General features: G+C 63.9%; 23 protein-coding genes. 8 read left to right on the forward strand and 15 right to left on the reverse strand.

Annotation, left to right across the window (positions count from 1 at the left end):
• Positions 1-111 precede the first annotated feature (111 nt).
• Positions 112-1,344: an MFS transporter gene (locus JJE66_RS16840; RefSeq protein WP_200515447.1), complete on the forward strand. Its 1,233-nt coding sequence runs from the start codon at positions 112-114 to the stop codon at positions 1,342-1,344.
• 8 nt (positions 1,345-1,352) lie between these two features.
• On the opposite strand, the gene JJE66_RS16845 is transcribed toward JJE66_RS16840, so the two are convergent.
• Positions 1,353-2,387: a methyltransferase gene (locus JJE66_RS16845; RefSeq protein ID WP_200515448.1), complete on the reverse strand. Its 1,035-nt coding sequence runs from the start codon at positions 2,385-2,387 to the stop codon at positions 1,353-1,355.
• Between the two features lie 178 nt (positions 2,388-2,565).
• Here JJE66_RS16845 and JJE66_RS16850 point away from each other — a divergent pair, with 178 nt between their 5' ends.
• Positions 2,566-4,134, forward strand: coding sequence for a winged helix-turn-helix domain-containing tetratricopeptide repeat protein (locus JJE66_RS16850; protein ID WP_200515449.1), 1,569 nt, complete (start codon positions 2,566-2,568; stop codon positions 4,132-4,134).
• A 13-nt stretch (positions 4,135-4,147) separates the two neighbouring features.
• On the opposite strand, the gene JJE66_RS16855 is transcribed toward JJE66_RS16850, so the two are convergent.
• From JJE66_RS16855 to JJE66_RS16865, 3 genes are all read right to left on the reverse strand, one after another.
• The gene (locus tag JJE66_RS16855) at positions 4,148-6,037 is read right to left on the reverse strand and encodes a tetratricopeptide repeat protein (RefSeq protein ID WP_200515450.1); all 1,890 of its coding nucleotides are present in this window, start codon (positions 6,035-6,037) and stop codon (positions 4,148-4,150) included.
• A gap of 328 nt (positions 6,038-6,365) precedes the next feature.
• Positions 6,366-6,533: a 50S ribosomal protein L33 gene (gene rpmG / locus JJE66_RS16860; RefSeq protein ID WP_045008041.1), complete on the reverse strand. Its 168-nt coding sequence runs from the start codon at positions 6,531-6,533 to the stop codon at positions 6,366-6,368.
• 124 nt (positions 6,534-6,657) lie between these two features.
• A complete protein-coding gene (locus JJE66_RS16865; RefSeq protein ID WP_200515451.1) occupies positions 6,658-7,983 on the reverse strand; it encodes an LLM class flavin-dependent oxidoreductase in 1,326 nt (441 codons plus the stop codon).
• Positions 7,984-8,205: 222 nt separating this feature from the next.
• Between JJE66_RS16865 and JJE66_RS16870 the strand changes: the two genes are divergently transcribed.
• Positions 8,206-8,748, forward strand: coding sequence for a hypothetical protein (locus JJE66_RS16870; RefSeq protein WP_200515452.1), 543 nt, complete (start codon positions 8,206-8,208; stop codon positions 8,746-8,748).
• On the opposite strand, the gene JJE66_RS16875 is transcribed toward JJE66_RS16870, so the two are convergent.
• Genes JJE66_RS16875 through topA form a run of 4 tightly spaced genes read right to left on the reverse strand, consistent with a single transcriptional unit; the run spans position 8,745 to position 15,078 of the window.
• The gene (locus tag JJE66_RS16875) at positions 8,745-9,494 is read right to left on the reverse strand and encodes an NUDIX hydrolase (protein WP_200515453.1); all 750 of its coding nucleotides are present in this window, start codon (positions 9,492-9,494) and stop codon (positions 8,745-8,747) included. The genes JJE66_RS16870 and JJE66_RS16875 overlap by 4 nt on opposite strands.
• A 31-nt stretch (positions 9,495-9,525) precedes the next feature.
• Positions 9,526-9,966, reverse strand: coding sequence for a DUF983 domain-containing protein (locus tag JJE66_RS16880; RefSeq protein WP_200515454.1), 441 nt, complete (start codon positions 9,964-9,966; stop codon positions 9,526-9,528).
• Positions 9,960-12,308 (reverse strand): ribonuclease R, encoded by a 2,349-nt coding sequence (gene rnr, locus JJE66_RS16885; RefSeq protein WP_200515455.1) that lies wholly within the window; start codon positions 12,306-12,308, stop codon positions 9,960-9,962. The genes JJE66_RS16880 and rnr overlap by 7 nt, the downstream gene beginning before the upstream one ends.
• 7 nt (positions 12,309-12,315) lie before the next feature.
• Complete coding sequence (gene topA / locus JJE66_RS16890) at positions 12,316-15,078, reverse strand: type I DNA topoisomerase (protein ID WP_200515456.1); 2,763 nt, start codon at positions 15,076-15,078, stop codon at positions 12,316-12,318.
• Between the two features lie 180 nt (positions 15,079-15,258).
• On the opposite strand from topA, the gene JJE66_RS16895 reads away from it, so the two are divergent.
• Entirely contained in the window at positions 15,259-15,543 is a 285-nt protein-coding gene (locus tag JJE66_RS16895; protein WP_409362838.1) for a hypothetical protein, read from the forward strand.
• Between the two features lie 176 nt (positions 15,544-15,719).
• Here the strand turns inward: JJE66_RS16895 and JJE66_RS16900 are convergent, their stop codons facing one another.
• Both JJE66_RS16900 and JJE66_RS16905 read right to left on the reverse strand, forming a co-directional pair.
• The gene (locus tag JJE66_RS16900) at positions 15,720-16,328 is read right to left on the reverse strand and encodes a flavodoxin family protein (RefSeq protein WP_311979927.1); all 609 of its coding nucleotides are present in this window, start codon (positions 16,326-16,328) and stop codon (positions 15,720-15,722) included.
• 105 nt (positions 16,329-16,433) lie between these two features.
• Positions 16,434-16,901 carry a helix-turn-helix domain-containing protein gene (locus JJE66_RS16905; protein ID WP_200515457.1) on the reverse strand — a complete coding sequence of 156 codons (468 nt, stop codon included), beginning with the start codon at positions 16,899-16,901 and terminating at the stop codon, positions 16,434-16,436.
• A gap of 142 nt (positions 16,902-17,043) precedes the next feature.
• On the opposite strand from JJE66_RS16905, the gene JJE66_RS16910 reads away from it, so the two are divergent.
• Positions 17,044-17,817, forward strand: coding sequence for an SDR family NAD(P)-dependent oxidoreductase (locus JJE66_RS16910; protein WP_200515458.1), 774 nt, complete (start codon positions 17,044-17,046; stop codon positions 17,815-17,817).
• Positions 17,818-17,993: 176 nt separating this feature from the next.
• Entirely contained in the window at positions 17,994-18,176 is a 183-nt protein-coding gene (locus JJE66_RS16915) for a hypothetical protein (RefSeq protein WP_200515459.1), read from the forward strand.
• Positions 18,177-18,249: 73 nt separating this feature from the next.
• Here the strand turns inward: JJE66_RS16915 and JJE66_RS16920 are convergent, their stop codons facing one another.
• Positions 18,250-18,858, reverse strand: coding sequence for an FMN-dependent NADH-azoreductase (locus JJE66_RS16920; RefSeq protein ID WP_200515460.1), 609 nt, complete (start codon positions 18,856-18,858; stop codon positions 18,250-18,252).
• A gap of 83 nt (positions 18,859-18,941) precedes the next feature.
• Between JJE66_RS16920 and JJE66_RS16925 the strand changes: the two genes are divergently transcribed.
• A complete protein-coding gene (locus tag JJE66_RS16925) occupies positions 18,942-19,352 on the forward strand; it encodes a helix-turn-helix domain-containing protein (RefSeq protein ID WP_200515461.1) in 411 nt (136 codons plus the stop codon).
• Positions 19,353-19,581: 229 nt separating this feature from the next.
• Here the strand turns inward: JJE66_RS16925 and dprA are convergent, their stop codons facing one another.
• From dprA to JJE66_RS16940, 3 genes are all read right to left on the reverse strand, one after another.
• Positions 19,582-20,724 (reverse strand): DNA-processing protein DprA, encoded by a 1,143-nt coding sequence (dprA, locus tag JJE66_RS16930; protein WP_200515462.1) that lies wholly within the window; start codon positions 20,722-20,724, stop codon positions 19,582-19,584.
• 46 nt (positions 20,725-20,770) lie between these two features.
• Positions 20,771-21,259: a cupin domain-containing protein gene (locus JJE66_RS16935; RefSeq protein ID WP_200515463.1), complete on the reverse strand. Its 489-nt coding sequence runs from the start codon at positions 21,257-21,259 to the stop codon at positions 20,771-20,773.
• A 135-nt stretch (positions 21,260-21,394) separates the two neighbouring features.
• Positions 21,395-21,820: a DoxX family protein gene (locus JJE66_RS16940; RefSeq protein WP_200515464.1), complete on the reverse strand. Its 426-nt coding sequence runs from the start codon at positions 21,818-21,820 to the stop codon at positions 21,395-21,397.
• A gap of 322 nt (positions 21,821-22,142) precedes the next feature.
• Here JJE66_RS16940 and JJE66_RS16945 point away from each other — a divergent pair, with 322 nt between their 5' ends.
• A complete protein-coding gene (locus tag JJE66_RS16945; protein ID WP_200515465.1) occupies positions 22,143-23,387 on the forward strand; it encodes an amidase in 1,245 nt (414 codons plus the stop codon).
• On the opposite strand, the gene JJE66_RS16950 is transcribed toward JJE66_RS16945, so the two are convergent.
• Positions 23,379-24,596: a patatin-like phospholipase family protein gene (locus tag JJE66_RS16950; protein ID WP_200515466.1), complete on the reverse strand. Its 1,218-nt coding sequence runs from the start codon at positions 24,594-24,596 to the stop codon at positions 23,379-23,381. The two genes, JJE66_RS16945 and JJE66_RS16950, sit on opposite strands and share 9 nt — an antisense overlap.
• Positions 24,597-24,651: the final 55 nt, after the last annotated feature.

Genomic DNA, 24,651 nt, shown 5'->3' on the forward strand with positions numbered 1-24,651 from the left:
GGCATAACACAGACCTGTGTAATAAACGCCTTGACAGCGGCGCCGGCTTGCAGTCTAGATTACACAGACCTGTGTAATGCCGCAAGAGCAAGAATAAAGGGAAGACCGATCATGCCGTTGTTGCAAGCGCTTCGTCCAACCCTCCCGGTCCTGATCGGCGCCTCGCTGATGCTGACGCTGAGCATGGGCCTGCGGCAATCGCTCGGCATCTTCCTGCAGCCGCTGACCCATGACGTCGGCATCTCCGTGTCGGACTTCACGCTCGCGATCGCCGTCCAGAACCTCGCCTGGGGCTTCCTCCAGCCGCTCGCCGGCGCGCTCACCGTGCGCTACGGCTTTCGCATCATCATGATGGTCGGCGCGCTGCTTTATATCGCGGGGCTCGCGCTGATGACCGGCGCGCACGGCCTGATCACGGTCATGATCGGGGCGGGGGTGCTGATCGGCACCTCGCTCGCCTGCACCGCGGCGGCGATGGCGATGTCGGTTGCCGCGCGCGCGGTGCCCGAGAGCGTGCGCTCGACCGTGCTCGGCATGGTCTCGGCCGCGGGCTCGCTCGGCGCGCTGTTGGCGGCGCCGATCGGGCAGGTGCTCAATGAGGGCTACGGCTGGCGTTTCGGGCTCGGCAGCTTTGTCGTGCTCTCGCTTCTGATGTTGCCAGCGGCGTGGTTTGCAGGCCGGATCGACCGCATCCCGCTGCCGAGGACGAGCGGGCTCGGCAATGTATCGGCCGCAACCGCGACCGCCACGGCCTTCGGCAATGTGTCGTTTTCGGTGATGACGGCGGCCTATTTCGTCTGCGGCATGCAGCTCGTCTTCATCACCACGCATCTGCCGTCCTATTTGCAGATCTGCGGCATGGACCCGATGCTGAGCGCAAAGACGCTGGGGGTGATCGGCGGCTTCAACGTGCTGGGGTCGCTGTTCTTCGGCTGGGCCGGCCAGCGCTGGAACAAGCTCGCGCTGTTAGGGGGCATCTATGTCACGCGCTCGCTGGTGCTGGCCTGGTATTTCATGCTGCCGCCGACGGAGGCCTCGACGCTGGTGTTCGGCGCGCTGATGGGCTTTCTCTGGCTCGGCGTCGGTCCGCTGGTGGCGGGCGCGGTGGCGGAGATGTTCGGCCTGCAATGGCAGGCGATGATCCAGGGGCTCGCCTTCACGAGCCATCAGCTCGGCAGCTTCGTCGGCGCCTATGGCGGCGGCCTGATCTACGACGCGCTCGGCTCCTACAACATGGCCTGGCGGATCGGCGTCGCGGTCGGGCTTGCCGCCGGCATCGTCCAGATCGCGTTCGCGCTGATCCGACCGTCGCAGCCGCCGACGCCGGCGTTGCGGACGGCATAACCGGAGGATTAGGCCAGCACGGCTTCGATGACGCTCACCGGCGATTGCGTCGTCACCACGCGACTGAGGCGGAAACCAGTCCTGTCCAGCAGACGGGAATACTCAGCTTCCGTGCGCTCCTGGCCGCCGATCAGTACCAGCATCACCATGTCCAGTATTTTCCCCGGATGCGGAGCGTCACCGGGAGGCAGAACCATCTCGACGATCAACAGCCGGCCATCGGGCTTCATGGCTTTGCGGCAATGGCCGAGAATTGCCAGGCACTGGTCGTCGTTCCAGTCGTGCAGGATGTGCGACAGGATGTAGACATCGCCCCCAGACGGCACCAACCGGAAAAAATCTCCAGCCTCGACGGTCACGCGATCGGAAACGCCGTTCGCTTTGAGCAGCTTCTCCGCATCGACCACGACGTGCGGCCGATCGAACAACACGCCCCGCGGCTCCGGGTGTCGCGCAAGGATGGCGGCGAGCATATTGCCGGACGCCCCTCCGACATCGACGACCGTCTTGAATGTTGAAAAATCATAGGCTTCCGCGACTGCCGGAGGTTCGGCCCCATGAAGCCCGACCATTGCTTCACTGAACACCGATGCGGCTTCGGGATGTTGAGCAAGATAGTCGAAGAACGGCATTCCCTGTGCTTTTTCAAACCCCGTACCGCCGGTTTGCAAGGAATGGAGAAGGTTGGCAAAGCCGCTTCCAACCCAGCTGCTGCCTGTCATGAGCAAGGTCGATCTTGCTGAGCCCGGAGCATCCGACTTCAAAGCCTCGCCGAGCCCCGTTAACGAGAAGCGCTGGCCACCAACTTCAGTGAGAAGCCCAAGACTGGCCATCGTCCTCATCAATCTGTGCAGCGACGGCGCATGAAGAGCCAGGGGGTCGGCCAGTTCAGTCGCGCTCTTTGGGCCATCAGCAAGTCTATCCGCCAACCCGAGCCTTGCGGCGATGTGCGCGACATTGGCGACTGCTCCGGCCGTTCCCATTTGTATCAGCTGAACATGCGGTGGAAGGGACAAGGGCGCTGCCTGAACCGATTCGGTCATGACTTGCTCCTGAGTCGCAGACGCTGCGGGGCGACATTTCGGTCCGGGCGAACGTGTCAGCGCAGGGACGGGCACGCTTAATCTGCGGCTTACTTTTTCCTTATCGGCAGCTTATTCTTCGAGTTGCAACCGGTGTTGCTGCCCCGACGATCGGAGGTCAGCCGAGGGAACGGCAGCTTTGCGCTTTTTATTCGAGAGTTTCGCATTCGATACGGACCGGCGCGAGTTGCATCGCGGCTCGGATCTTGTCGCCCTCGCGCCACAAGTATTCGACCTGCTCGAGTTTCTGATCCGCAACCGGGAGCGCGTCGTCAGCAAGGACGACCTCATCAATGCCATCTGGAACGGGCGCAGCGTGTCCGACGCTGCACTGACAACTCGCCTGAATGCCGCGCGCAGCGCGATCGACGATTCCGGCGGCGAACAGCGCCTGATCAGGACTCTGCCGCGAAAGGGCTTCCGTTTCGTCGGACCGGTCCAGCAAGAGCATGGACTTCCTGGTGCGGCGGTCACTGACGGTCAGATCGAACCCTCGAAGCCGATCCTCGAACTTCCCGACAAACCGTCCATTGCCGTGCTGCCCTTCCAGAATCTCAGCCACGATCCGGATCAGGACTATTTCGCCGACGGCATGGTCGAGGACATCATCACGGGATTATCGCGCTCGAAACTGCTGTTCGTGATCTCGCGAAATTCAAGTTTCACCTACGGAACGAAAGCGGTTGATATCAAGCGAGTCAGCCGTGAGCTTGGCGTTCGCTATGTCCTGGAAGGCAGCGTACGCAAAGGACGAAAAAAGGTTCGCGTGACCGGGCAGCTGATCGACGCAACCACCGGCGTGCACATCTGGGCGGACAAGTTCGACAGCGATCTTGAAGATATCTTCGATGTACAGGATCGACTGACGAGCAGCGTGATCGGCGCGATGTCTCCACAGCTCGAGCGCGCCGAAATCGAGCGCGCGCGGCGCAAGCCGACCGAAAACCTCCAAGCCTATGACTATTATCTGCGCTCCAAGTTCAGCATCTACCAGTGGACCAGGGAAGGCAGCGATGAAGCTCTCAGGATGACGAGACTTGCCATCGCGCTCGATCCCGAATTTGCCGTTGCCCACGCTTCCGGAGCCAACATTTTCGGTCAGAAGAAGGGTTTCGGTTGGATCGAGGACGCGGCAAAGGAACGGGCCGAAAGCCGACACTTGGCGGAACGGGCGATGCAACTTGATCAGGGCGATCCTCTGGTGCTTGCGCACGCAGCAGAGGTGTATTCCTACGTACTCGAAGAACCCGAGACTGGATCAGCTTTGGCTGCAAGGGCGGTCGCGCTCGATCCCAATTTAATGATGGCGCGCCTTTGGGCCGGCTGGGCACAGGTTTATCTCGGCGATCACGACGCAGCGATTGAGCACTTCTCGGCGGCTATTCGTTTGAGCCCGATCGATCCCCATCTGTTCGTGCCGCAAACGGGAATGGCATTCGCTCATTTTTTTGCCGGGCAGTACAAAGAGGGTCTATTCTTGGCCACGAGAGCGATCCAGCGCCAGCCGAATTTTCCGGGCGCACAGCGAATACGCATGTCGAGTCTGGCGATGGCCGGGCATATTGACGAAGCCCGTCGCGCTTGCGACGCAGTTCTGCAAGCGGACCCTGCCTTGCATATTTCCAGCATCAAAGCCGCGCCATTTCGCCGACGCGAAGACGTCGATAAATTGAGCGAAGCTTGGCGCATAGCCGGCGTGCCCGAATGACCGCTTCTGGCCCCTAGTTGGCTGACACTGAGCTATTCGGCTTCAACGTCATCTTCCGCGCGCACAGCGGACCCTGGAGCGTAGATTGATCTTGCCTTGACCGCCACACGGCAACCAGGCCCTCAAGTTCGAGGCGAACGTCGTTCACCACGCGTGCCCAATCGTCTCTCTTGGGTTGCCTGAACAGCCTCATCGATCGATACCAGGGACTATCGTCGCGATTGAGCAACCAGCGCCAATCCGGGTTGAAAGGCACCATCGTCCAGACCTGAGCGCCCAGCGCGCCGGCGAGGTGAACGACGCTGGTGTCGACCGAGATCACCAGATCAAGGCATCCAATCAGCGCCGCTGTTTCGCTGAAATCTGTCAGTTGCTCCGTCAGGTCGACGATGTCGGAGCGCTCGCTGAGGAACGCCCGGTCCTGATCCCGGACGCCTTTTTGCAAGGAGACGAACTGGACGTCGCAATCCAGCAGAGGTGCCAGCGTGCGCAGCGCCATCGATCGGTTGTGATCGTTCTTGTGATCCGGGTTCCCCGCCCAGACCAGACCGACGCGGAAGCGGTTGCGGGGGCCGAGCCGATCTTCCCACGCCTTCACGCGCGCCGCCGGGGGCGCAGGAACGTACCCCTCCGCGAGGGGGATCGTATCGAGACGCGTCCCAAACGCTAATGGCAGCGTTCCAAGAGGGCAATGCAGGTCGAATACGGGCGAAGACGATCGGCCGACACACTCCGCGACCCCGGTGATGCCGCCCAGAAGGTGCTGGATCGGTGGCTCGACCTCCAGAATGACCTTGGCTCCGAGCGCGGCTACCATGGGCACATAGCGGGCGAACTGAATCGCATCACCCAGTCCGTCATCGGAGTGAAGCAAGATGGTCTTGCCTGCGATCGGCTCGCCAAGCCAAAGGGGTTGGGCAAAGCCGCGATCGACCAGACCGACAGAGGGAAGGCGCCAACGCGCTTCGCGCGCAAGCCAGCCGCGCTCGAAGTCGCCGGTCAAGAGCTGGAGCGTCGCCAGATAGAACAGCGTCTGCGCATCGTTGGGGGCGACCGCCAGCGATCTGTGCAGGGTCGCGAATGCCTCATCCAGCATTTGCAGATGCAACAAGATCACGGCTTTGTTGTTAAGCACGGCATGAAAATCCGGGCGAAGCGCCAGCGCCCGATCGAAACAGGCAAAGGCCTGCTCCAGCCGGCCAAATCGCCAATGCAGCAGGCCGAGATTGTTGTGCGTCTCCGCAAGGCTCGGATCCAGCGCGATGGACCTCTCGTAGTCGGCCTCCGCTTCCTCGAACCGATTGACCGCCGAGAGACAAACGGCGCGCATCTGATACAGGGCTGCGGAATTCGGATTCAGTTTCTCGGCCAGGTCGAAGCATTCGACGGCTTCCGCGTGCCGGCCGAGCTCGAGCAGCAGCATGCCGCAATTGTGCGCGGCCTCCCAATAGTCGGGATTTAGCTTCAAGGCGTGCTGCAAGTGCAGCACAGCTTCGTTCCTGCGCCCGAGTTGCCAGAGCAGATTGCCGAGGTGATTCCAGAGGCCCGCATCCTCCGGTTTGAGGGTTAAGGCGTGGCTGTAATGCTGCCGCGCTTCCTCGAGCCGACCCTGCCGCTCCAGCACCGTGGCGAGACTCAAGAGGTACTCGGCTTTTGGCGTCTGCTTGATTGCGCGCCCGATCCATTCCGCGGCGGCGTCAGGCTGCTGCGCGCGAAAACAAAGCACGCCGAGCAGATGGAGGGCATCCGGGTGTTGCTCGTCCAGCGTCAACGCTTGCCGGCAACACAGCTCGGCGTCGGCAATGCGTCCGGATTGAAAATGCGCGAAGCCAGCCTGGCACAGCGCCGCCGGCGTGACTTGACCGGATTGTTTGGCCGCGACCCGGCGCTCTCTGCGATTCATGAACGGCTGGAAATTGTACAGCGGTGGAAGTCGTGGCAGCCTCGCAATCGAAGGCAGCAAGGCTTGTCATTCTAACCACGCCAGGATTTCGCGAGGCTGACGGCTGCTTTGGCTCCTGCCCACCTCTTGTGCCCCGGACGCAGCGCAGCGTCACTTCGACGGTGCGCTGCAGAGCCGGGGCCCATGTCTCTGTATTGTGCCGGTTGCTGTCTGGGTCCCGGCTCTGCGGCGCACCGCTACGCGCTGCACCGCGTCCGGGACACGAGCGGGCCACAAAATAAAACGGGGCCCGAAAGGGCCCCGTAAAAGTCTCCAGCGTTCCGCGATCTTACTTGATCTTGGATTCGCGGAATTCGACGTGCTTGCGCGCCACAGGGTCGTACTTCTTCTTGACCAGCTTGTCGGTCATGGTGCGCGAATTCTTCTTGGCGACGTAGTAGAAGCCGGTGTCGGCCGAGGACACGAGCTTGACCTTGATGGTGACCGCTTTGGCCATGTTCAGGACCTCAAAAATGAAGGGAATCTGGAGCCGGCCAAACGGCCCGCGTTGGCCGGCAACCTAGCCAGAAACTGCCTGATGTCAAGGTTTTAGGGGCGAAAAACCACTCAAATCGGGCCCATTACGCCTCGAAGAACCGGTTTTTCGGCCGCGGCAGGCCCAGATTCTCCCTCAAAGTGGGGCCTTCGTATTCTTTGCGGAAAATCCCGCGCCGCTGCAGCTCCGGCACTACCTTATCGACGAAATCATCGAGGCCGGCGGGCAGGAACGGGAACATGATGTTGAAGCCGTCGGAGCCGCGACCGACCAGCCATTCCTCCATCTGATCGGCGATGGTCTTGGCCGTGCCGACGAAGGCGAGCCCACCGTAGCCGCCGACGCGCTGGGCGAGCTGGCGCACGGTGAGCTTGTCGCGCGCGGCGAGATCGACCATGCGCTGGCGGCCGCTCTTGCTGGCGTTGGTTTCGGGGATTTCGGGCAGCGGTCCGTCCGGATCGAAACCGGACGCATCGGTGCCGAGAATGACCGAGAGCGAGGCGATGGCGCTGTCGTAGTGCACGCGGCTGTCGAGCAGCGCACGCTTCTCCTTGGCCTCGTCGACGCTGTCGCCAACCACGACGAAGGCGCCCGGCAGGATCTTCAGGTGCTCCGGATCGCGGCCGACCTCCTCCATCCGGCCCTTGATGTCGGCGTAGAGTTTTTGGCCGTCGGCGAGGCTGCCGCCGCCGGTGAACACGGCTTCCGCCGTCTCGGCTGCAAGCTGCCGACCGTCCTCGGATGCGCCGGCCTGCACGATCAACGGCCAACCCTGCACGGGGCGGGCGATGTTGAGCGGGCCGCGCACTTTCAGATATTTGCCGTTGTGGTCGAGCGTGTGGATCTTCGTGGGATCGACGAACACGCCGCTCTCGACATCGCGCACGAAGGCGTCGTCGGCGAAGGAATCCCACAGGCCGGTGACGACGTCGTAGAATTCGCGGGCACGCTTGTAGCGCTCGGCATGCTCCATGTGATCGTCGAGACCGAAATTCAGCGCGGCATCCGGGTTCGCGGTGGTGACGATGTTCCAGCCGGCGCGGCCGCCGCTGAGATGGTCGAGCGAGGCGAAGCGGCGGGCGACATGATACGGCTCGTCAAAAGTGGTCGAGCCGGTCGCGATCAGCCCGATCCGCTCGGTGACCGCAGAGAGCGCCGATAGCACCGTGAACGGCTCGAACGAAGTCACGGTGTGGCTGCGCTTGAGCGCGTTGACGGGCATATTCAGCACGGCGAGGTGATCGGCCATGAAGAAGGCGTCGAACTTGCCGGCCTCGAGCTTCTGGATCAGCGTCTTGATATGGCCGAAGTTGAAATTGGCGTCGGGCCAGGCCCCGGGATAGCGCCAGGCGCCGGTGTGGATGCTGATCGGGCGCATGAATGCGCCGAGCTTGAGTTGCCGTTGTGCCATCGCGCCCTAATTCCGTTCTGGGTGTCATTGCAGAAGACATAGGGACGCGGCGGAACTCCGCCATCGGGGGAGGCCAAGAACAGTTTTTCGTTTTTCGATGGATCCTCAGCACATTCCCGTCATTCCGGGCGCCGCGTCAGCGGCGAGCCCGGAATGACGGAGGCCATCGAACCGATCCGCCGTTCGCTCCGACTAAGCATGACCTCGCGAGGAATATTTTTGATGGCAGGCGCAATGATAGTGGATGGCGGCATGGTCCGCATCGACCGGCCGATGCCATGGATCGGCCGGCTGCTGTCGCTGCCGCTTCTGGCGGCGAGCGCCTATCTGCTCTGGAACGTTGCGCTTGGCCTCCGGCAGGATTTTTCCGGATTCGGAAGGCTGGCCGATGATCTCGTGCCGGTGCTGGTGTTCACCGGCCTCGGGCTGCTCGTCGGCATCCCGGGCCTGATCCTGCTCACGTTCCGCACTTTCGTCGTGCTTAACGAGACTCTGCGCCAGATCGTGATCACCCGGCAGTTCGGCCCGCTGAATATTCGCAAGCACCGCAGTCTCGCCGACTATCATTTCATCAGCATCACCGACGACTACGATCCGCAAGCGACGACGTATGACGTCAATCTCTGCGGCAACAAGGGTACCGAGGCGATCCCGCTGATGAGTTTTACCAAACGCGAGGATGCTGATCGGCTCGCCCAGGAGCTTGGGCTAGCGCTGAAATTGCCCGCACGCGACTATGTCGGCACCGAGCCTGACGCTGATTAGCTCAAAATATCCTTCTGCATCTTGCCGCCGTAGAAATGGAAGAACGGCACCGGCGCATCGTGGCGGAGCGGACCGGTGGCGAGGCGCGTGTCGAGCTCGTTGAGCACGTTGCGCGTCATCGGATGCAGATCGGCGAGCGGCTTCGAGCCGAGCTCGACCCAGACCAATTCGACCAATTCCGCATCGGCATGGATCACGCCCTCGACGCTGTGGGCGATCGCGGAGGCATCCGCGGTGAAGAAGCGCGTGTCGAACCGCTTGACCCGGCCGGGCGGGGTGATCGCGCGCGCGATCAGGAACAGGCTGGACGGATCGGGCAGCAGGCCCGCATCCGCGAACGGCTGCCAGGCGCCTTCGAGTTTCGCCTTGATCCCTGTCTTGCGGCCGAGGCAGAGACCCGTCTCTTCGCAGGCTTCGCGGATCGCGGCGATCGCCAGCGACTTCGCGCGCGAGGCCGGCGTCTTCGGGCTGCCCTTGGCGAGATTGGCCTCCAACTCGGGGGTGATGGGCGCCGCACAGGGCACGCGATAATCGTCCTTGTCGACCCGGCCGCCGGGGAAGACGAATTTGCCGGGCATGAACACCACCTTGTCGTGACGCTTGCCGACCAGGACCTTCGGGATGGTGCCGCTGCGATCGACCAGAATCAGTGTCGCCGCATCCTTGGGCCGGAAATAGGGATGGTGGTCGGCTTCCTTGCCCTCGTGGATCCTGGCCTTCTCGGCCGTCTGCGCCGTATCCGTCATGTCCTCACCCAAACCGCTTTTGGTTATTTGCTTACACCGGCGGAATACCATCCGGAGGGTTGTCCTCAAAGCCGTGCATGCGCAGAGCCCATTGCAAGCCGACCACAGCTCCCTTCACCGGCTGGAGCAGCCCGAGCGAGGCGAAGAATGTGAAAGGCAAATAGGCAGCAAAGCTGATCCAGACCGGCGTCGTATAATTGGTCTCGATCCAGAGGATGGTCGGCACGGTGATGTGGCCGACAATGACGATCACGAGATAGGCGGGCAGATCGTCGGCGCGATGCGGCGTGAAATCGAGGCCGCATTTTGCACAATTGTCCGCCGTCTTCAGGAAGGCGCGGAACAGATTGCCTTCGCCGCAGCGCGGGCAGCGGCCGCGAAAGCCGCGCTTCATCGCAGCCCACACGTCGCGCTTCTCGACCAGGCCGGTCTCGCGCGTCCAGATTTTTGGCGCCGTGCTCATGGTCACCATGCCTTGCCCTTCTGGCCCTTGCCTTTCCCCTTCACCTTCTTGCCCTTGCCGGACTTTTTTGGCTTCGCCGGCTTGTGCTTCTTCGCCGGACTGCGTCCGGGCTGCGCCTTGAACGAAGGGCGGCGTTGCGGACCAGATGGCCTGCGGCCACGCGGCGCGGTCTCGCCTGAGGATGACAACAGCTCGAAGCGCAGCGCGCCGGCTATGGGGGCTGCTTCTATCAGACGGACGTCAACCACGTCACCAAGCTGGTGCATGGTGCCGCTGCGTGTGCCGACCAGCGCGTGACGGCTCTCGTCATAGTTGAAATATTCCGTGCCGAGGGATCGGATCGGGATCAGGCCGTCGGCGCCAGTTTCAGCCAGTTTGACAAAGAGCCCGGCGCGGGTGACGCCGGAGACGCGGCCCTGGAAGCTCGAGCCGACGCGATCGGCGAGGTGATGGGCAATCAGCCGGTCGACGGTCTCACGCTCCGCCTTCATCGCGCGCCGCTCGGTCAGCGAAATATGCGCGGCGACTTCGCCGAGGCTCTCCGGCGTCTCGCTGTCGGGCAGCGCCCCTTCGCCCAGGCCCAAGGCCCGGACCAGCGCGCGGTGCACGACCAGATCGGCATAGCGGCGGATCGGCGAGGTGAAATGCGCGTAGCGGCGCAGGTTCAGGCCGAAGTGCCCGTAGTTCTCGGAGGAATATTCGGCCTGCGCCTGAGCGCGCAGCACGACTTCGCTGACCAGCGGGAAGTGGTCGTGACCTTCGAGTTGCGCCAGCACGCGGTTGAACAAAGTGGGGCGCAACGCGCCGGTCTTGGCGAAGGGAACGTCCAGCGTCTCCAGGAATTCCGCGAGCGCGTGGACTTTTTCGAGCGTCGGCTCGTCATGCACGCGGTAGATCAACGGCAGCGACTTCTTCTCCAGCATCTCGGCGGCCGCGACGTTGGCGAGGATCATGAACTCCTCAATCAGTCTGTGCGCGTCCAGCCTTTGCGGAACGACGACGCGATCGACCGTGCCGTCGCTCTTCAAGAGGATCTTGCGCTCGGGCAGATCGAGATTGAGCGGATCGCGCTCGTCACGGGCGCGCTTGACGCAGGCGTAGGCAGCATAGAGCGGCCTCAGGATCGGATCGAGCAAAGGGCCGGTGCTGTCATCAGGACGTCCGTCGATCGCGGCCTGCGCCTGCGCATAATTCAGCTTCGCCGCCGAACGCATCAGGATGCGATGAAAACTGTGCGACTTCTTGCGCCCGTCAGGCGCAATGATCATCCTTACCGCGAGCGCGCCGCGCGGCTCGCCCGGCACCAGCGAGCAGAGATTGTTGGAGATGCGCTCGGGCAGCATCGGCACGACGCGGTCGGGGAAGTAGACCGAGTTGCCGCGGTCGAGCGCGTCGCGGTCGAGGGCGGTGCCGGGCCGCACGTAGAAGCTGACATCCGCAATGGCGACGTCAACGATGAAGCCGCCTCTGTTGTTCGGATCGGGATCGGGCTGCGCATGCACCGCGTCGTCGTGATCTTTCGCATCCGGCGGATCGATGGTGACGAGGGGGACGTCGCGCCAGTCCTCGCGTCCCCTGAGGTTCGCAGGCTCAGCCGCTTCCGCCTCGCGCTCGGCGGCGGGGGAGAATTGCAGCGGGATGTCGTGGGCGTAGATCGCGATCAGGCTGATCGCCTTCTCCGTCTTGACCGAGCCGAGCTTCTCTTTCACGCGGCCGGAGGCGAGCCCAAAGCTGCGCGAACGAATGATGTCGACGCTGACGAGGTCGCCGTCCTGCGCGCCATGCGTCTCGGTCGGGGCGATGTTCAGCTCGCGGTCGGCGGCCTTCTTGTCGACGGGGACGAGCCGTCCGCCGCCTTCGGGCAGGCTGCGGAAGACACCGAGGATGCGGCTCTTGGCCTTGTCGAACACCTTGATGACGTGGCCGCGATAGGCCGGGCCGTCGGTCTCGTTGGACGGCTCGACGCGCAGCAGCACGCGGTCGCGGACGCCGGCGACGGTGCCGGGCTTCGGCCGGCGCGGCATCTGGATGCGGATTTTTGGCGGCTCGCCGCCTTCGACCTCGTCCCATTCGGTCGGGGAGGCGATCAACTCGCCATCACTGTCGCGGCCAGTGATGTCGGCGACCAGCGTCGGCGGCAGGCTGTCCGGCTCTGAAATGGTATGGCGTTTCTTCTTGATGGTGCCGTCGTCCGCGAGCTCGCGCAGCAGGCGCTTGAGCTCGATGCGATCGGCGTTCTTCAGGCCGAACTCGCGCGCAATGTCGCGGGTTCCGACGTTTCCCTGATGTGCCTTGATGAAGGCGACGATGGCTGCCCGATCGGGAAAGCCACGGTCATTCTTGCGTTTCACTTAACCTCTAATTGGTGCCGGCACTCTTCTTGGCCGGAGCTTTGGCAGCGCCAGATGCCTTGGTCGGCGACGTCTTGACTGCTGAGGTCTTGGCGGTCGACGACACGGCTGCGCGCGCCTTGCTGGTGGACTCGGTTTTGGTTTTGGCCGCCTTTTTCGCGGCCGGTTTTTTCGGCTTTGGCGCGGCGTCGTCGCCGTCCGCAGCCTTCGCTGCAGTTTTCTTGGCCTTGGCTGGCTTCGCCGCCTTCTTCGGCTTCTTGCCGCCGCCCTTGGCTGCGCGCTCGTCGATCAGCGCGATCGCCTGCGGCAGTGTGACAGTGTCCTTTTCGAACTCGGCAGGGATCGTCGCGTTGACGCCGCCCGCGGTGACATAGGCGCCGTAGCGGCCGCTCTTCACGGTGACGGTGCCGAGGGTGGGATGATCGCCGATCGTCTTGCCGGGATCGGCGCCGAAGCGCCGGCTCGGGCCCTTGGCAACCTTCTCGGCGATCAGCGTGACGGCGCGATTGAGGCCGATGTCGAAGACTTCGTCGCCGGCCTCCAGGCTGGCGTAGGTCTTCTCGTGCTTCACGAACGGCCCGAAGCGGCCAAGCCCAGCGGTGATCGGCTCACCGGTCTCGGGATGCTTGCCGATCACGCGCGGCAGCGACAACAGCTTCAGCGCAAGCTCGAGCTCGACATCGCCGGGCGAGGTGCCCTTCGGAATGCCCGCGCGCTTCGGCTTCTCGCCTTCCGCATAATCCTTCTGCTCGCCGAGCTGAATATAGGGGCCGAAGCGGCCGGCCTTGACCCAGACGTCACGGCCGGTTTCGGGATCCTGGCCGAGCGAACGGTCAGCACTGGCCTCGCCGTCGGCGGCAAGCTGCCGGGTGTAGCGGCATTCCGGATAGTTCGAGCAGCCGACGAAGGCGCCGAACTTGCCGGCCTTGAGATTGAGCCGGCCATTGCCGCAGCTCGGGCACTGCCTGATATCGCCGCCATCGGTGCGGGGCGGATAGATATGCTGGCCGAGCATGTCATCGAGCACGTCCAGCACCTGCGCCACGCGCAGATCCTTGATCTCGTCGACGGCGCCGATGAAGCCGGTCCAGAAATCCTTCAGCACCTGCTGCCAGGAGATCTCGTTGTTGGAGACACGGTCGAGCTGCTCTTCCAGATTGGCGGTGAAATCGTATTCGACGTAGCGGGCAAAGAAGCTTTCGAGGAAGGCGACCACGACGCGGCCCTTGTCCTCGCCGTGCAGGCGCTTCTTCTCCAGCTTGACGTAGCCGCGGTCCTTCAGAACCTGGAGGATCGAGGCGTAGGTCGAGGGCCGGCCGATGCCGAGCTCTTCCATGCGCTTGACCAGAGAGGCCTCGGAGAAGCGCGGCGGCGGCTCGGTGAAATGCTGGGTGACGGCAAGCGACTTCCGCTTCAGCGCGTCGTTCGGGCTCATCGCGGGCAGGCGGCGGGAATCCTCGTCCTCCTCGTCGTCGCGACCTTCCTGGTAGAGCGCCAGAAAACCGTCGAACTTGACGACCTGGCCGGTGGCGCGCAGCTCCAAGGTACGACCGCCGGCCTTCGCCGTGATGTCGACCGTGGTGCGCTCGAGCTCGGCCGATTCCATCTGGCTGGCGATGGTGCGCTTCCAGATCAGCTCATAGAGCCGCGCCTGATCGGCATCGAGCTTGCGGCTCATGCTGTCGGGGCGGCGGGACATGTCGGTCGGGCGGATCGCCTCGTGGGCTTCCTGCGCGTTCTTGGCCTTGGCCTGGTACTGGCGGGGGGCGTCCGGCACGTAGGCGTTACCGTAATCCTCACCGATCACCTTGCGCGCCTGGGTGATCGCGGACGGATCGATCTGGACGCCGTCGGTCCGCATATAAGTAATGAGTCCGGTGGTCTCGCCGCCGATGTCGATGCCTTCATAAAGGCGTTGCGCGATGCGCATCGTGTGGGCCGGGGCAAAGCCGTATTTGCGGCTGGCTTCCTGCTGCAGCGTGGACGTGGTGAAGGGCGCCTGCGGATTGCGCCGGGCGGGCTTCGCGTCGACCGAGGTCACGGCGTAGGCAGCGGTTTCCAACGCTTTCTTGAAGTCTTCCGCTTCCGCGCCGGTGCCGATGTCCAGGCGCTGGATCTTCTTGCCGTCGGCGCCGACAAGACGCGCCTCGAAGGCATCGCCGCGCGGCGTCAGCAGGGTCGCGATCAGCGACCAATATTCGCGCGCAACGAACTTTTCGATTTCGAGCTCGCGGTCGCAGACGAGCCGCAGCGCCACCGACTGCACGCGTCCGGCGGAGCGGGCGCCCGGCAGCTTGCGCCACAGTACGGGGGAGAGGGTGAAGCCGACCAGATAGTCGAGCGCACGGCGCGCCATATAGGCGTCGACCAGCGCGCCGTCGATCTGGCGGGGATGCTTCATCGCGTCCGTGACGGCCTGCTTGGTGATGGCGTTGAACACCACGCGCTCGATCTTATGATCCTTCAGCGCGCGCTTCTCCTTCAACACCTCCAGAACGTGCCAGGAGATGGCCTCGCCCTCGCGATCAGGGTCGGTCGCGAGAATCAGGCGGTCAGCGCCCTTCAGGGACTTGGCGATATCGTTGAGCCGGCCGGCTGCCTTGGGATCGATCTCCCAGATCATCTTGAAATTGGCGTCGGGATCGACGGAACCGTTCTTCGCCGGCAAGTCGCGGACATGGCCGAACGAGGCCAGAACCTCGTAGGACGAGCCCAAATACTTGTTGATCGTCTTGGCTTTCGCCGGCGACTCCACAATGACGATATTCATGTAGTTCCAGTGACTTACGGGAAAATTACGGGCCAAAATCGACAAGATTCGGGTCGGCCGTTTCGTCCCGAACATGGGTGGTGAGGCCCTCGCTGTCAAATCGAAGGCTGTTGAAAGCCCGCCAAATGGGAAAAGTTTCATATCGAGAAAGTTGTAAATTACCACCTTGGAGTTGCGATCGTGATCGGCGTAATCTTTCACCGGGCATGGATTCGGGTGGGGCTGGTGGCAAAGCCAGGACAGAAACGAGCGCGCGCCGCCTCAGGCGTGCGCGGAGGCTCGCGAAACGAGGAACCGGGGGAGGGCGGGGTCGACGAGGCCGTCGCCTTCATCGCCGAGCAGGTCGGCGCATTGCGCAAGCTCGCCGAGCGTCACAAGCTCGATGTGCTGCATTATCTCCTGGGCATGACCAAGCTCGAGGCCGACGAACATCTGCGGCTGCGGAGCAAGCGCAAGCTGTCGTAGCCGCGCTTTCGCGGCTGTAGCCCGGATGGAGCGAAGCGCAATCCGGGATTCGCTCCGCGGATAAAGCGGCCCCGGATTTCGCTTCGCTCCATCCGGCTACGCGACTCCGTCATGCCCGCGCGAGCGCGTGGCGCTCGTCGCTGGAGGTGTGAGACTCGCCGAAGGGGCGAGCACGGTTAGCCCTTACGGCCTGCCATTTTCGCCAACCGTTGGCCGAGATATTCGGCCGTAGTCAGGTCGCTCGGCGGTAACGCGCCTTCAACCAAATGCGTCGCAAGGCCGAGCTGGCTGCCCAATCGATTCCGGCCGCTCGGATCCTCTCCGCCTGGAATGTCTATCCCGCACCAGAGCATGCCGTGCTGAGCAGCCAGAATGGAAAAGTAGGTCAGCGTGTGGAGTTGATCGCCGCCTGCGCAGGCGCCCGTCGTGAAGCCGCCCGCGATCTTGTTGGCCCATCGCTGCTCGCTCCACCGGTCGCTTGAAGCGTCTGCGAAGGCTTTGAATTGCGCCGCTGGTCCGCCCATGTAGGTCGGGCTGCCAAACGCAACTACGTCGGCGCGGTCGATCGTCTCCAATAGTCTTTCATTTTGGAATCGGCCTGACACGATGTCATCGCCGGCAATCCGACAAAGCGCGATGTCCGCAATTCCAGCCGCACCGCGCGCCACCGCATGCGCCAGCGTCTCGGTGGTACCGGAGATGGAAAAATAGACAATGGCGAGCAGGGGCATGGTGATGCCACTTTCGGATGCCTGGCCATCTTTGACGTCGCCGAGATTTTGCACAAGTCCCGCCGAACCATCATTGCGAGATAGCGATGCAATCCATGCTGTCTCCGCGGAAAGATTCCCGGATTGCGCTGCGCTCCATCCGGGCTACGAGGCGATCCGTCACGCCGAGCGCCGGCGCGGCGCGGGCCGTGGCTTCAGCATGGTGTCGGCGGGGGCGAGCAAGCGGCCGTCCTCGGCGCGCATTTCGAGCTTCTTCACCGGGCGGCCTTTGTCGCGATCGACGAGGATTGTTGCAATCTGCTCGGGGTGATCGTCGAACTCCTCGCTCCATTGCCGCAGCGCGACCAGGATCGGGAAGGTGCCGCGGCCTTTCGGCGTCAATACATATTCTTGATAGGCGCTGCCGTCGGAAGCGGGTGCTGTTGCCAGAATGCCGTGGTCGACCAGCGAGCGCAGACGCACCGCCAGGATGTTCTTCGCCATCCCGAGCTTGTTTTGAAATTCGCCGAAGCGGCGCAGGCCGACCAGCGCCTCGCGGATGATCAGCAGCGACCACCAGTCGCCCAGCGCCTCGAGCGCGCGCGCGACCGGGCAGGCATCGCCCTCGAAGCTCGTTCGTTTCACCATGATCCAAGTCCCGTCCAGGTCCGGTCCAAGTCCCGTCGCGCCTGCGCATCTGGCAGGCGATCACGCGTTTGTGTGGTTGCATTATAAAACCAATCGGCCTAGATGGCAATCTAGTTTCATTATGAAACCACCGGAGGCGAGCATGAGGCTGAAGAACAAGACGGCACTGATTACGGGCGGCAACAGCGGCATTGGACTGGCGACGGCAAAGTTGTTCGTGGCCGAGGGTGCCAACGTGATCATCACCGGGCGCAACAAGGAAACGCTGGAGGCCGCCGCGAAGGAACTCGGTCCGAACGCGCTCGCAGTCGTGGCCGATGCCACCGACATCAGCGCAACCGAGGCTGCGATCAAGAAGGGCGCGGAAAAGTTCGGCAAGCTTGATATCGTCTTTGCCAATGCCGGCATCCCCGGCGGCACGCCGCTCGGCTCGGCGACGCTGGAGGTGTTCGAGAAGGTGATCAGCACCAACCTCACCGGCGTGTTCTTCACGGTGCAGTCGGCGCTGCCCTACCTCAACGACAACGCTTCGATCATCCTCAACGGCTCGGTGATCTCCGTGCTCGGCATCCCCGGCTACTCGGCCTATGGCGCGGCGAAGGCCGGCGTGCGCGCGATGGCGCGGATCATGGCCTCGGAACTGTCGCCGCGCGGCATTCGCGTGAATGTCGTGGCGCCGGGTGCGATTCGTACGCCGATCTGGGGTGCTGCGATCGCAACGCCTGAAGCGGAGAAGGCGTTCGAGAAGCGCATCGGGCTGTCGACGCCACTCGGGCGCATTGGTGAACCAGATCACATTTCAAAGACGGTGCTGTTCCTCGCCTCAGATGATGCCGCGCACATTCAAGGCCAAGAGATCTTCGTCGACGGCGGCGCTACCGCGTCTCCGAGCGGCGCGCCGATCTATCGCGGTTGATCAATTCAGGTGCAAATTGAATCGGTCGGCGCGCTGAACATGGTTGCGCCGCCCGGTTCCCGCATCTCTGCAGATGTATTTCCTGAAGCTTGTGTGATGCGTTGAACCTTCGCGGGTGCTGCCAAGACCCTTCTACGGGCGGGGGTTATAAGACTCATTATTTAAGGGAGCCCGTAATGCCAAAGGCAGCTCGCATTCTTGCACCGATTTCAGCACCGCGTATTTACACCGAACAATCGGTGGTTCCGGCCAAGCATTCCGACACGGCCGAGTTCATCGGCGTGGCCATCTTCTCCGGCATCGGCCTTTTCATTTCGCTGCTCGCCGTCATTCTGGGCGTGCAAGGCGCCTGGTTTTAGCTTCGTCGAACGTTCGCCAGCCGATCAGCCGCCGCGTGGCAATCTCGCAGCGGCTGATGAGGCTGGCGTCGCCTCAGGCCGCGCGCAGGCTCGTTGCCGCCTGGAGAGCGTTCGCGAGCGACTTCTCGCGGTGGTCCGGGCCAACCTGGATGCCGTCGGCGACGATGAATTCCGGATCGGTGATGCCCATGAACGCGAACACGCCGCGCAAGTAGGATTCGAGATGCTCCAGCGATGCGGCCGGTGAACCCGCGCCGTAATAGCCGCCGCGCGAGATCGCGACGATCACGCGTTTGCCGGTGGCCAGGCCCTGCGGGCCGTTCGCGTCATATTTGAACGTCTTCCCCGCCACCAACACGCGGTCGATCCAGGCCTTGAGCTGACTTGGAATCGTGAAATTGTACATGGGCGCGCCGATTACCACGACATCGGCATCGAGGAACTCGTTCAGCACGGCCGCGCTCGCGGCGAGATCAGGTCCGAGTTCCGCGGGCGCCGGCGCGCCTTGGGCCGCCGCAAGGTGCGACCCGGACAAGTGGGCGAGCGGGGTCTGGGTCAGGTCGCGATAGATGAGGTCGAGCAACGGCGTCGCCTGCTTGAGCCGGTCGACGATGGCAGCCGAAACCTGCCGGCTGACGGAATGGGGGCCGAGCACGCTGGAGTCGATATGGAGGAGTTTCATTTGGGTCACCCATGGTATAGATTTGTAACCCGCACTACATGAGTGACTATCAAAAACCTCGCAAGAACGCACTTTTTTGAGCCATGGGCACATCTTTGAAACCTGCGCACGTCGATTTGCCTGCCGCGCCGATGCCGGATCGCGACCATGCCGACTGTCGCGGCGTCGCCTCGATCCTGGCCCGGGTCGGCGACAAATGGAGCGTGCTCGTCATCATGATGCTGAGCGGCGGGCCGAAACGCTTCAACGAGCTGAAGCGCATGATCAACGGCATCTCGCAGCGGATGCTGACGCTGACCTTGCGCGGGCTCGAGCGCGACGGCCTCGTCACGCGCACCATCTTCCCGACCATTCCGCCGCGCGTTGATTACGAGCTGACCGATCTCGGCCGCGGGCTGCAGCAACCGGTCAAGGCGCTGGGTGAGTGGGCGATCACGCATCAGGAGCAGATCGCGTCGGCGCGCTCGCGCTTCGACGAGCGCAACAGCGGATAGCGCGTGAGCTTTTGTGAGACGCGAGCCGAGAACTCCGACACCTCTCCCGAAGGGAGAGGTCGGATCGCATCGTAAGATGCGATCCGGGTGAGGGGGGTCTGGTCTCACTGAGCGCTGCAGCTCCTCATCCGGATTGCTCTGGACGATGCTTCGCATCGCCGGGCGCAATCCGACCTCTCTCCGTCGGGGAGAGGTGACCCGCCCGGTCGAACGAGCCTCACTCCATCGCTCACAGCAACGACACCAGTCCGCCGCCATGACGTTCGAGCCGCCCCGCAAGCTCGAGCTCCAGCAGCACCGTGCGCACGATCGCGGGCGAGGCGCCGGACATTCGCACGAGATCGTCGATCGAAATTGGCGTGGGGCCGAGCAGGCCGGTGATCTGCTCGCGGTCGTGCCCGTGCGGATCGCTTTCGAACGGTTCGCTGTCGGGCTCGCTCGCCGGATGCATCGGCGGCCGCTCCATGATCGGTGCGACGGCGTTGACGATGTCGGACGCTTCGGTGACGAGCGTTGCGCCCTGCTTGATCAGGTCGTTGGTGCCGGCGGCACGCGGATCGAGCGGCGAGCCGGGGACTGCGAACACCTCGCGGCCCTGTTCCGCCGCCATGCGCGCAGTGATCAGCGAGCCCGAGCGATGAGCAGCCTCCACCACGACCACGCCGAGCGCAGCTCCCGAGATCAACCGATTGCGGCGGGGAAAGTCGCGGGCGCGCGGCTCGTGGCCGAGCGGCATCTCGGAGATCGCAGCACCTGCGTGATCGAGAATCGAGGCGAGCAAATCGCCATGTTCGGGCGGATAGATGCAGTCGTGGCCGCCGGCGAGCACGGCGATCGTGCCCGTTTCGACGCTCGTGCGGTGCGCGGCCTGGTCGACGCCGCGCGCGAGCCCGGAGATGATGACAAAGCCGGCTTCGCCAAGCTCACGGGCGAGCTGACCTGCGAATTTCAAGCCGGCGCCTGAGGCGTTGCGCGAGCCGACGATCGCGATCATCGGCCGCATCAAGGTTTTTGTGTCGCCACGCACGGCGAGCAGCGGCGGCGCATCGTCGAGCGTCGCGAGCCGCGCCGGATAGCCGTCCTCGCCGGGTGCGAGCCAGGTGATGCCGAACCTGCGGCTCGCGGCGAGCTCGGTCGTTGCCTCATCCGCGCTACAGATTCGCGCCGATCGCGACGCACCGCCGCGTCGCGCCAGATCCGGCAGCCGCTCCAGCGCGGCCCGCGTCGTGCCGAAATGATCGACCAGCGAGCGGAATGTGCGCGGCCCCACATTGTCGGAACGGATCAGCCGCAGCCGGTCGATCCGCTCTAGCTCGGTCAGCTCCACGCTGGGATTGATGGCGTCCACGGCGTCTCCTTGCGGGGGCAGCATGGAACAACCTGAGGGCGTGGGCAACAGGGGCGTGCGCTTTGCGCGGTCAAAAACGCGATGGGGATTCCGCTTTGAGGGGTGGCCCCACCAATGCCATTTCGAATGATAACCAAAATGCTGGGTCCGTTGGCGCCATCGCGTTCGCCTTGGTGATTTCCAAGAAGAACGCCTCCGCTTGACCCGCGGGTGCGAACACGAAAGTGATCCGCCCCGGCCCTTCGCTTACGTTGGCCCAGCAGTGTGGTACGCCACGCGGCCCGAAGGCCGAGTCGCCCGGCCCCAGCAGGTACCGCTCGTCGCCAATCTCGACAATGTATTCACCCTCAATGACGTGGAACCACTCGTCCTGATGGCGATGTAAATGTCGGGGAGGGCCACCTTTGGCATGATGTGCGATCTCGGCCACCAGAAATGCCCCGTTGCTGTCCGCAGTCGTGACCTTGAAAGAGAGGGTGCCAATGCCAACGTTGCGATGCACTGCGTGTCGGTCGCCGTCACGTTTGACCTGAAATGGCCCTAAGGGGGTCGTTCCCATTGACTGCCTCCTCCTCTCGCTCCAACCATGGAACAACCTGAGGGCGTGAGCAACAGCGGCGTACGCTTGATCATGCTTCAAGAGCGCGACCGGAAGACCCGCCGTGATCGGCGGGTCTTCCGCGAAGTCGCCCGCTTAGCGCGCGTGCGCCGCCTGACCGACAGCGGCACCGCTGCGCGGGAGGCGAGCGTCGAGACTGATCGCACCGGCGCCGAAGGCATAGATCTGAAGCAGGCCGCCCGCCATCATCACGTTCTTGAGGAAATGGATCATCTGATTTTGGTCGGCAAAGTTGTTGTGGAACGAGGCTGCCGCTGCCAGCGAAAATATGGCCATCGCCAGTGCGACCGAGCGGGCCTGATAGCCCGCGATCAGCAGCAGACCGCCACCGAGCTCGACGAGAACTGCGATCGCATACGCCAGCGGCGGCACCGGTAACCCTGCGGAGGCGATGTAGGCGGTCGTCGCGCCATAGGCGGCGAGCTTGCCGAAGCCGCTCATTGCGAACGGGAGTCCGATCAGCAGCCGGCCAACGAGGGAAGCATAACGGGTGGGGTCCATGGTAGTCGCTCCTGTGCTTGGTTGAGGTCCGACGGCGGTAAGGCCTTCGTTGTGGTCTCAAACTGGCCCGATCGGATCGCGGCATAAATAGAAATGGTTGAAAGATACCGTTTCCATTTTTGATCTTATGGGCCGAGCGTCCACGGGCGTCGCGGAGGCGAATGCGCTGGCGAGATGCGCAGCTTGGGGTGCTCGACGGAATGTTGCGGCCTCAGCCGGGTGCGCGACACGGTGCTTCCCTCTGACAGAGTGGCAAGAGTGCCGTTCGCTTGCGCGACCTCATCGCAATGCTAAAAGCGATCCCAATAAGAAGGATTGTGCCATGATCTCACTCGCCGACCTCCAGCGCCGCATCGATAGCGGCGAGCTTTCGCCCGATGCCGCCATCGCCCAATCGCTTGCGGCAATCGAGGCCAGGGAGAAAGACGTCCGCGCTTTCGTCCGTTACGACAAGTCGGCCGAGGCGCAGGCCTCCGGACCGCTGCGCGGCATCGCGGTCGGTATCAAGGACATCATCGACACCGCCGATTTCCCGACCGAGATGGGCTCCGAGATCTATCGCGGCTGGCAGCCGCGCGCAGACGCGCCGGTCGTGATGATGCTGAAGCGCGCGGGCGCCACCATCATCGGCAAGACCACGACCACGGCATTCGCCGCGCGCGATCCGAGCCCGACGCTCAATCCGCACAATCTCGGCCATACGCCGGGCGGCTCGTCCTCGGGCTCGGCGGCGGCCGTCGGTGCCGGCATGATCCCGCTGGCGCTGGGCACCCAGACCGGCGGCTCGGTGATCCGGCCGGCGGCCTATTGTGGCGCCGCTGCGATCAAGCCGTCGTTCCGGATGCTGCCAACGGTCGGAGTGAAATGCTATTCATGGGCGCTCGATACGGTCGGTTTGTTCGGCGCGCGCGCGGAGGATCTCGCGCACGGGCTTTTGGCGATGACCGGCCGCACTGAATTCGACGGTATCGTCGCGGCCAAGTCGCCGCGTATCGGCGTGGTCAGGCAGGAGTTTGCCGAGGCCGTGGAGCCGGCGGCCGAGGAGGGACTGCAGACTGCGATCAAGGCCGCCGAGCGCGCCGGCGCCAGTGTGCAGACCATCGACCTGCCTGAGGCAGTGCAGGAGGCCTGGCGCATCCATCCGATCATCCAGGATTTTGAGGCGCATCGCGCGCTGGCGTGGGAGTTCGACGCGCATCACGACGAGATCGCGCCGATGCTGCGCGCCAGCCTCGATGCGACGGTCGGGCTGACGCCGAAGGAATATGACGACGCGCGCCGGATCGCCCGCCGTGGCCGCCGCGAGCTGGCTGACATGTTCGAGAGTTTCGACGTGCTGCTGACCTATCCGGCGCCGGGCCCCGCGCCGGCCAAGGAGCTCGCCTCGACCGGCTCGCCCCGCTACAACCGGCTGTGGACGCTGATGGGCAACCCATGCGTCAACGTGCCGGCATTGAAGGTCGGCGGGCTGCCGATTGGCGTGCAGGTGATCGCGCGCTTCGGCAACGATCCCGGCGCGCTTGCGGCGGCGTGGTTCCTGGAGAACGCGCTGGCGAAATCAGGCTAGCGCGGGTTCAATGGAGATGGCGCGGTCGCTCGATGCAGGCCGCGCAACATCGACATTCGAACTTTGCCCGAGCCAGCGCTCGGCGGCTTCGCGGCCGCTTCGGTGCAACAAACGGATGAAGCCGCGGCCGAGATCGGTCGAGGAGCGCTGCGCGAGGCCCTCGATCGAGTCTTCCGCGGCGATCTTGGAGAGCCGCAGCGCGGGTGCCGCGCTCGGTCGCGCCCATTCAATCGCCGCGATCTCGGCATTGAGCGCGGCGTTGGCGGCGATCTGGTCGAGACGGCGATCGATCGCGGCGAGCGTGATCGGCACATAGCTGTCGCGCGACGGGGTGACCTGGATCAGCAGCACGTCGGTCGCGGTGGTTTCCTGCACCAGCTTCACCAGCGGCGGATTGCCGCCATAGCCGCCATCCCAATAGGCCTCGCCGTCGACCTCGACGGCGCAGTGAACCAGTGGCGGGCAGGTCGAGGCCAGTGCGACGTCGGCGGTGATGGCGTCATTGCGGAAGATCTGCTGCTGGCCGTCGCGAATCCGCGTTGCCGCGATCTGGAGCTTTGGGCACCTCGCATCGCGCAGCGCCGCAAAATTGATGTCGCGCGCCAGCGCCTGCCGCAGCGGATCGAGATCGAACGGATCGAACTGGCCGGAGCGCAGCGTCGGCCCGAAGGCGACCGAGCCTCCCGCCGGCGAAAAGCCGCCGACCAGCATCAGCGAGCGGAACGAGGCCTCGTGCATCAGCCGGACCCAGAACCGGTTCAGCCGCGCGCGGGCGCCTTCACGGCCGCCTTCGGCGAAGCCGCCGGCCAGCAGCAGCGCGTTGATGGCGCCGGCACTGGCGCCGCTGATGGTGTCGATCTCGATGGACGGCTGTTCCAGCAGCCGCTCCAGCACGCCCCAGGTGAAGGCGGCAAAGGTGCCGCCGCCCTGGAGGGCCAGCGACAGTTTTCGCGGTGGCCAATGTGTTGATGGAGCCGTCCGTGCCGGCGCGATAGGCGCGGCGACCGTTACGACCTCGACCGGACGGGGAGTTTGCGCGACGGGAACAGGCGGTGGCACTGGCGGCGCAACAGGAGCAGGCGCTGGCGCGGGAGGCGGCGAGGGAGCACCGGACCAGATGTCCGTGGCCGAGAGCAGCAGGCTTGCCGCAGTGCGCGACGCACCTTGCGAACCACCGTCGATATGCGTGCCGACAATCTTCTCGCTCATTCTGAGCAACCGCGTGACGCCATGTCCGCTGTCAGGATGACAGCCATGGAACCCG

The organism is Bradyrhizobium diazoefficiens, from assembly GCF_016612535.1.
GTDB lineage: Bacteria > Pseudomonadota > Alphaproteobacteria > Rhizobiales > Xanthobacteraceae > Bradyrhizobium > Bradyrhizobium diazoefficiens_C.

Coding starts and splice junctions, on each gene's coding strand:
- JJE66_RS16840 (WP_200515447.1), top strand. CDS start 112: ATGCCGTTGTTGCAAGCGCTTCGTCCAACCCTCCCGGTCCTGATCGGC.
- JJE66_RS16845 (WP_200515448.1), bottom strand. CDS start 2,387: ATGACCGAATCGGTTCAGGCAGCGCCCTTGTCCCTTCCACCGCATGTT.
- JJE66_RS16855 (WP_200515450.1), bottom strand. CDS start 6,037: ATGAATCGCAGAGAGCGCCGGGTCGCGGCCAAACAATCCGGTCAAGTC.
- rpmG (WP_045008041.1), bottom strand. CDS start 6,533: ATGGCCAAAGCGGTCACCATCAAGGTCAAGCTCGTGTCCTCGGCCGAC.
- JJE66_RS16865 (WP_200515451.1), bottom strand. CDS start 7,983: ATGGCACAACGGCAACTCAAGCTCGGCGCATTCATGCGCCCGATCAGC.
- JJE66_RS16870 (WP_200515452.1), top strand. CDS start 8,206: ATGGCAGGCGCAATGATAGTGGATGGCGGCATGGTCCGCATCGACCGG.
- JJE66_RS16875 (WP_200515453.1), bottom strand. CDS start 9,494: ATGACGGATACGGCGCAGACGGCCGAGAAGGCCAGGATCCACGAGGGC.
- JJE66_RS16880 (WP_200515454.1), bottom strand. CDS start 9,966: ATGGTGACCATGAGCACGGCGCCAAAAATCTGGACGCGCGAGACCGGC.
- topA (WP_200515456.1), bottom strand. CDS start 15,078: ATGAATATCGTCATTGTGGAGTCGCCGGCGAAAGCCAAGACGATCAAC.
- JJE66_RS16905 (WP_200515457.1), bottom strand. CDS start 16,901: ATGGTGAAACGAACGAGCTTCGAGGGCGATGCCTGCCCGGTCGCGCGC.
- JJE66_RS16910 (WP_200515458.1), top strand. CDS start 17,044: ATGAGGCTGAAGAACAAGACGGCACTGATTACGGGCGGCAACAGCGGC.
- JJE66_RS16915 (WP_200515459.1), top strand. CDS start 17,994: ATGCCAAAGGCAGCTCGCATTCTTGCACCGATTTCAGCACCGCGTATT.
- JJE66_RS16920 (WP_200515460.1), bottom strand. CDS start 18,858: ATGAAACTCCTCCATATCGACTCCAGCGTGCTCGGCCCCCATTCCGTC.
- JJE66_RS16925 (WP_200515461.1), top strand. CDS start 18,942: ATGGGCACATCTTTGAAACCTGCGCACGTCGATTTGCCTGCCGCGCCG.
- dprA (WP_200515462.1), bottom strand. CDS start 20,724: ATGCTGCCCCCGCAAGGAGACGCCGTGGACGCCATCAATCCCAGCGTG.
- JJE66_RS16935 (WP_200515463.1), bottom strand. CDS start 21,259: ATGGGAACGACCCCCTTAGGGCCATTTCAGGTCAAACGTGACGGCGAC.
- JJE66_RS16940 (WP_200515464.1), bottom strand. CDS start 21,820: ATGGACCCCACCCGTTATGCTTCCCTCGTTGGCCGGCTGCTGATCGGA.
- JJE66_RS16945 (WP_200515465.1), top strand. CDS start 22,143: ATGATCTCACTCGCCGACCTCCAGCGCCGCATCGATAGCGGCGAGCTT.
- JJE66_RS16950 (WP_200515466.1), bottom strand. CDS start 24,596: ATGAGCGAGAAGATTGTCGGCACGCATATCGACGGTGGTTCGCAAGGT.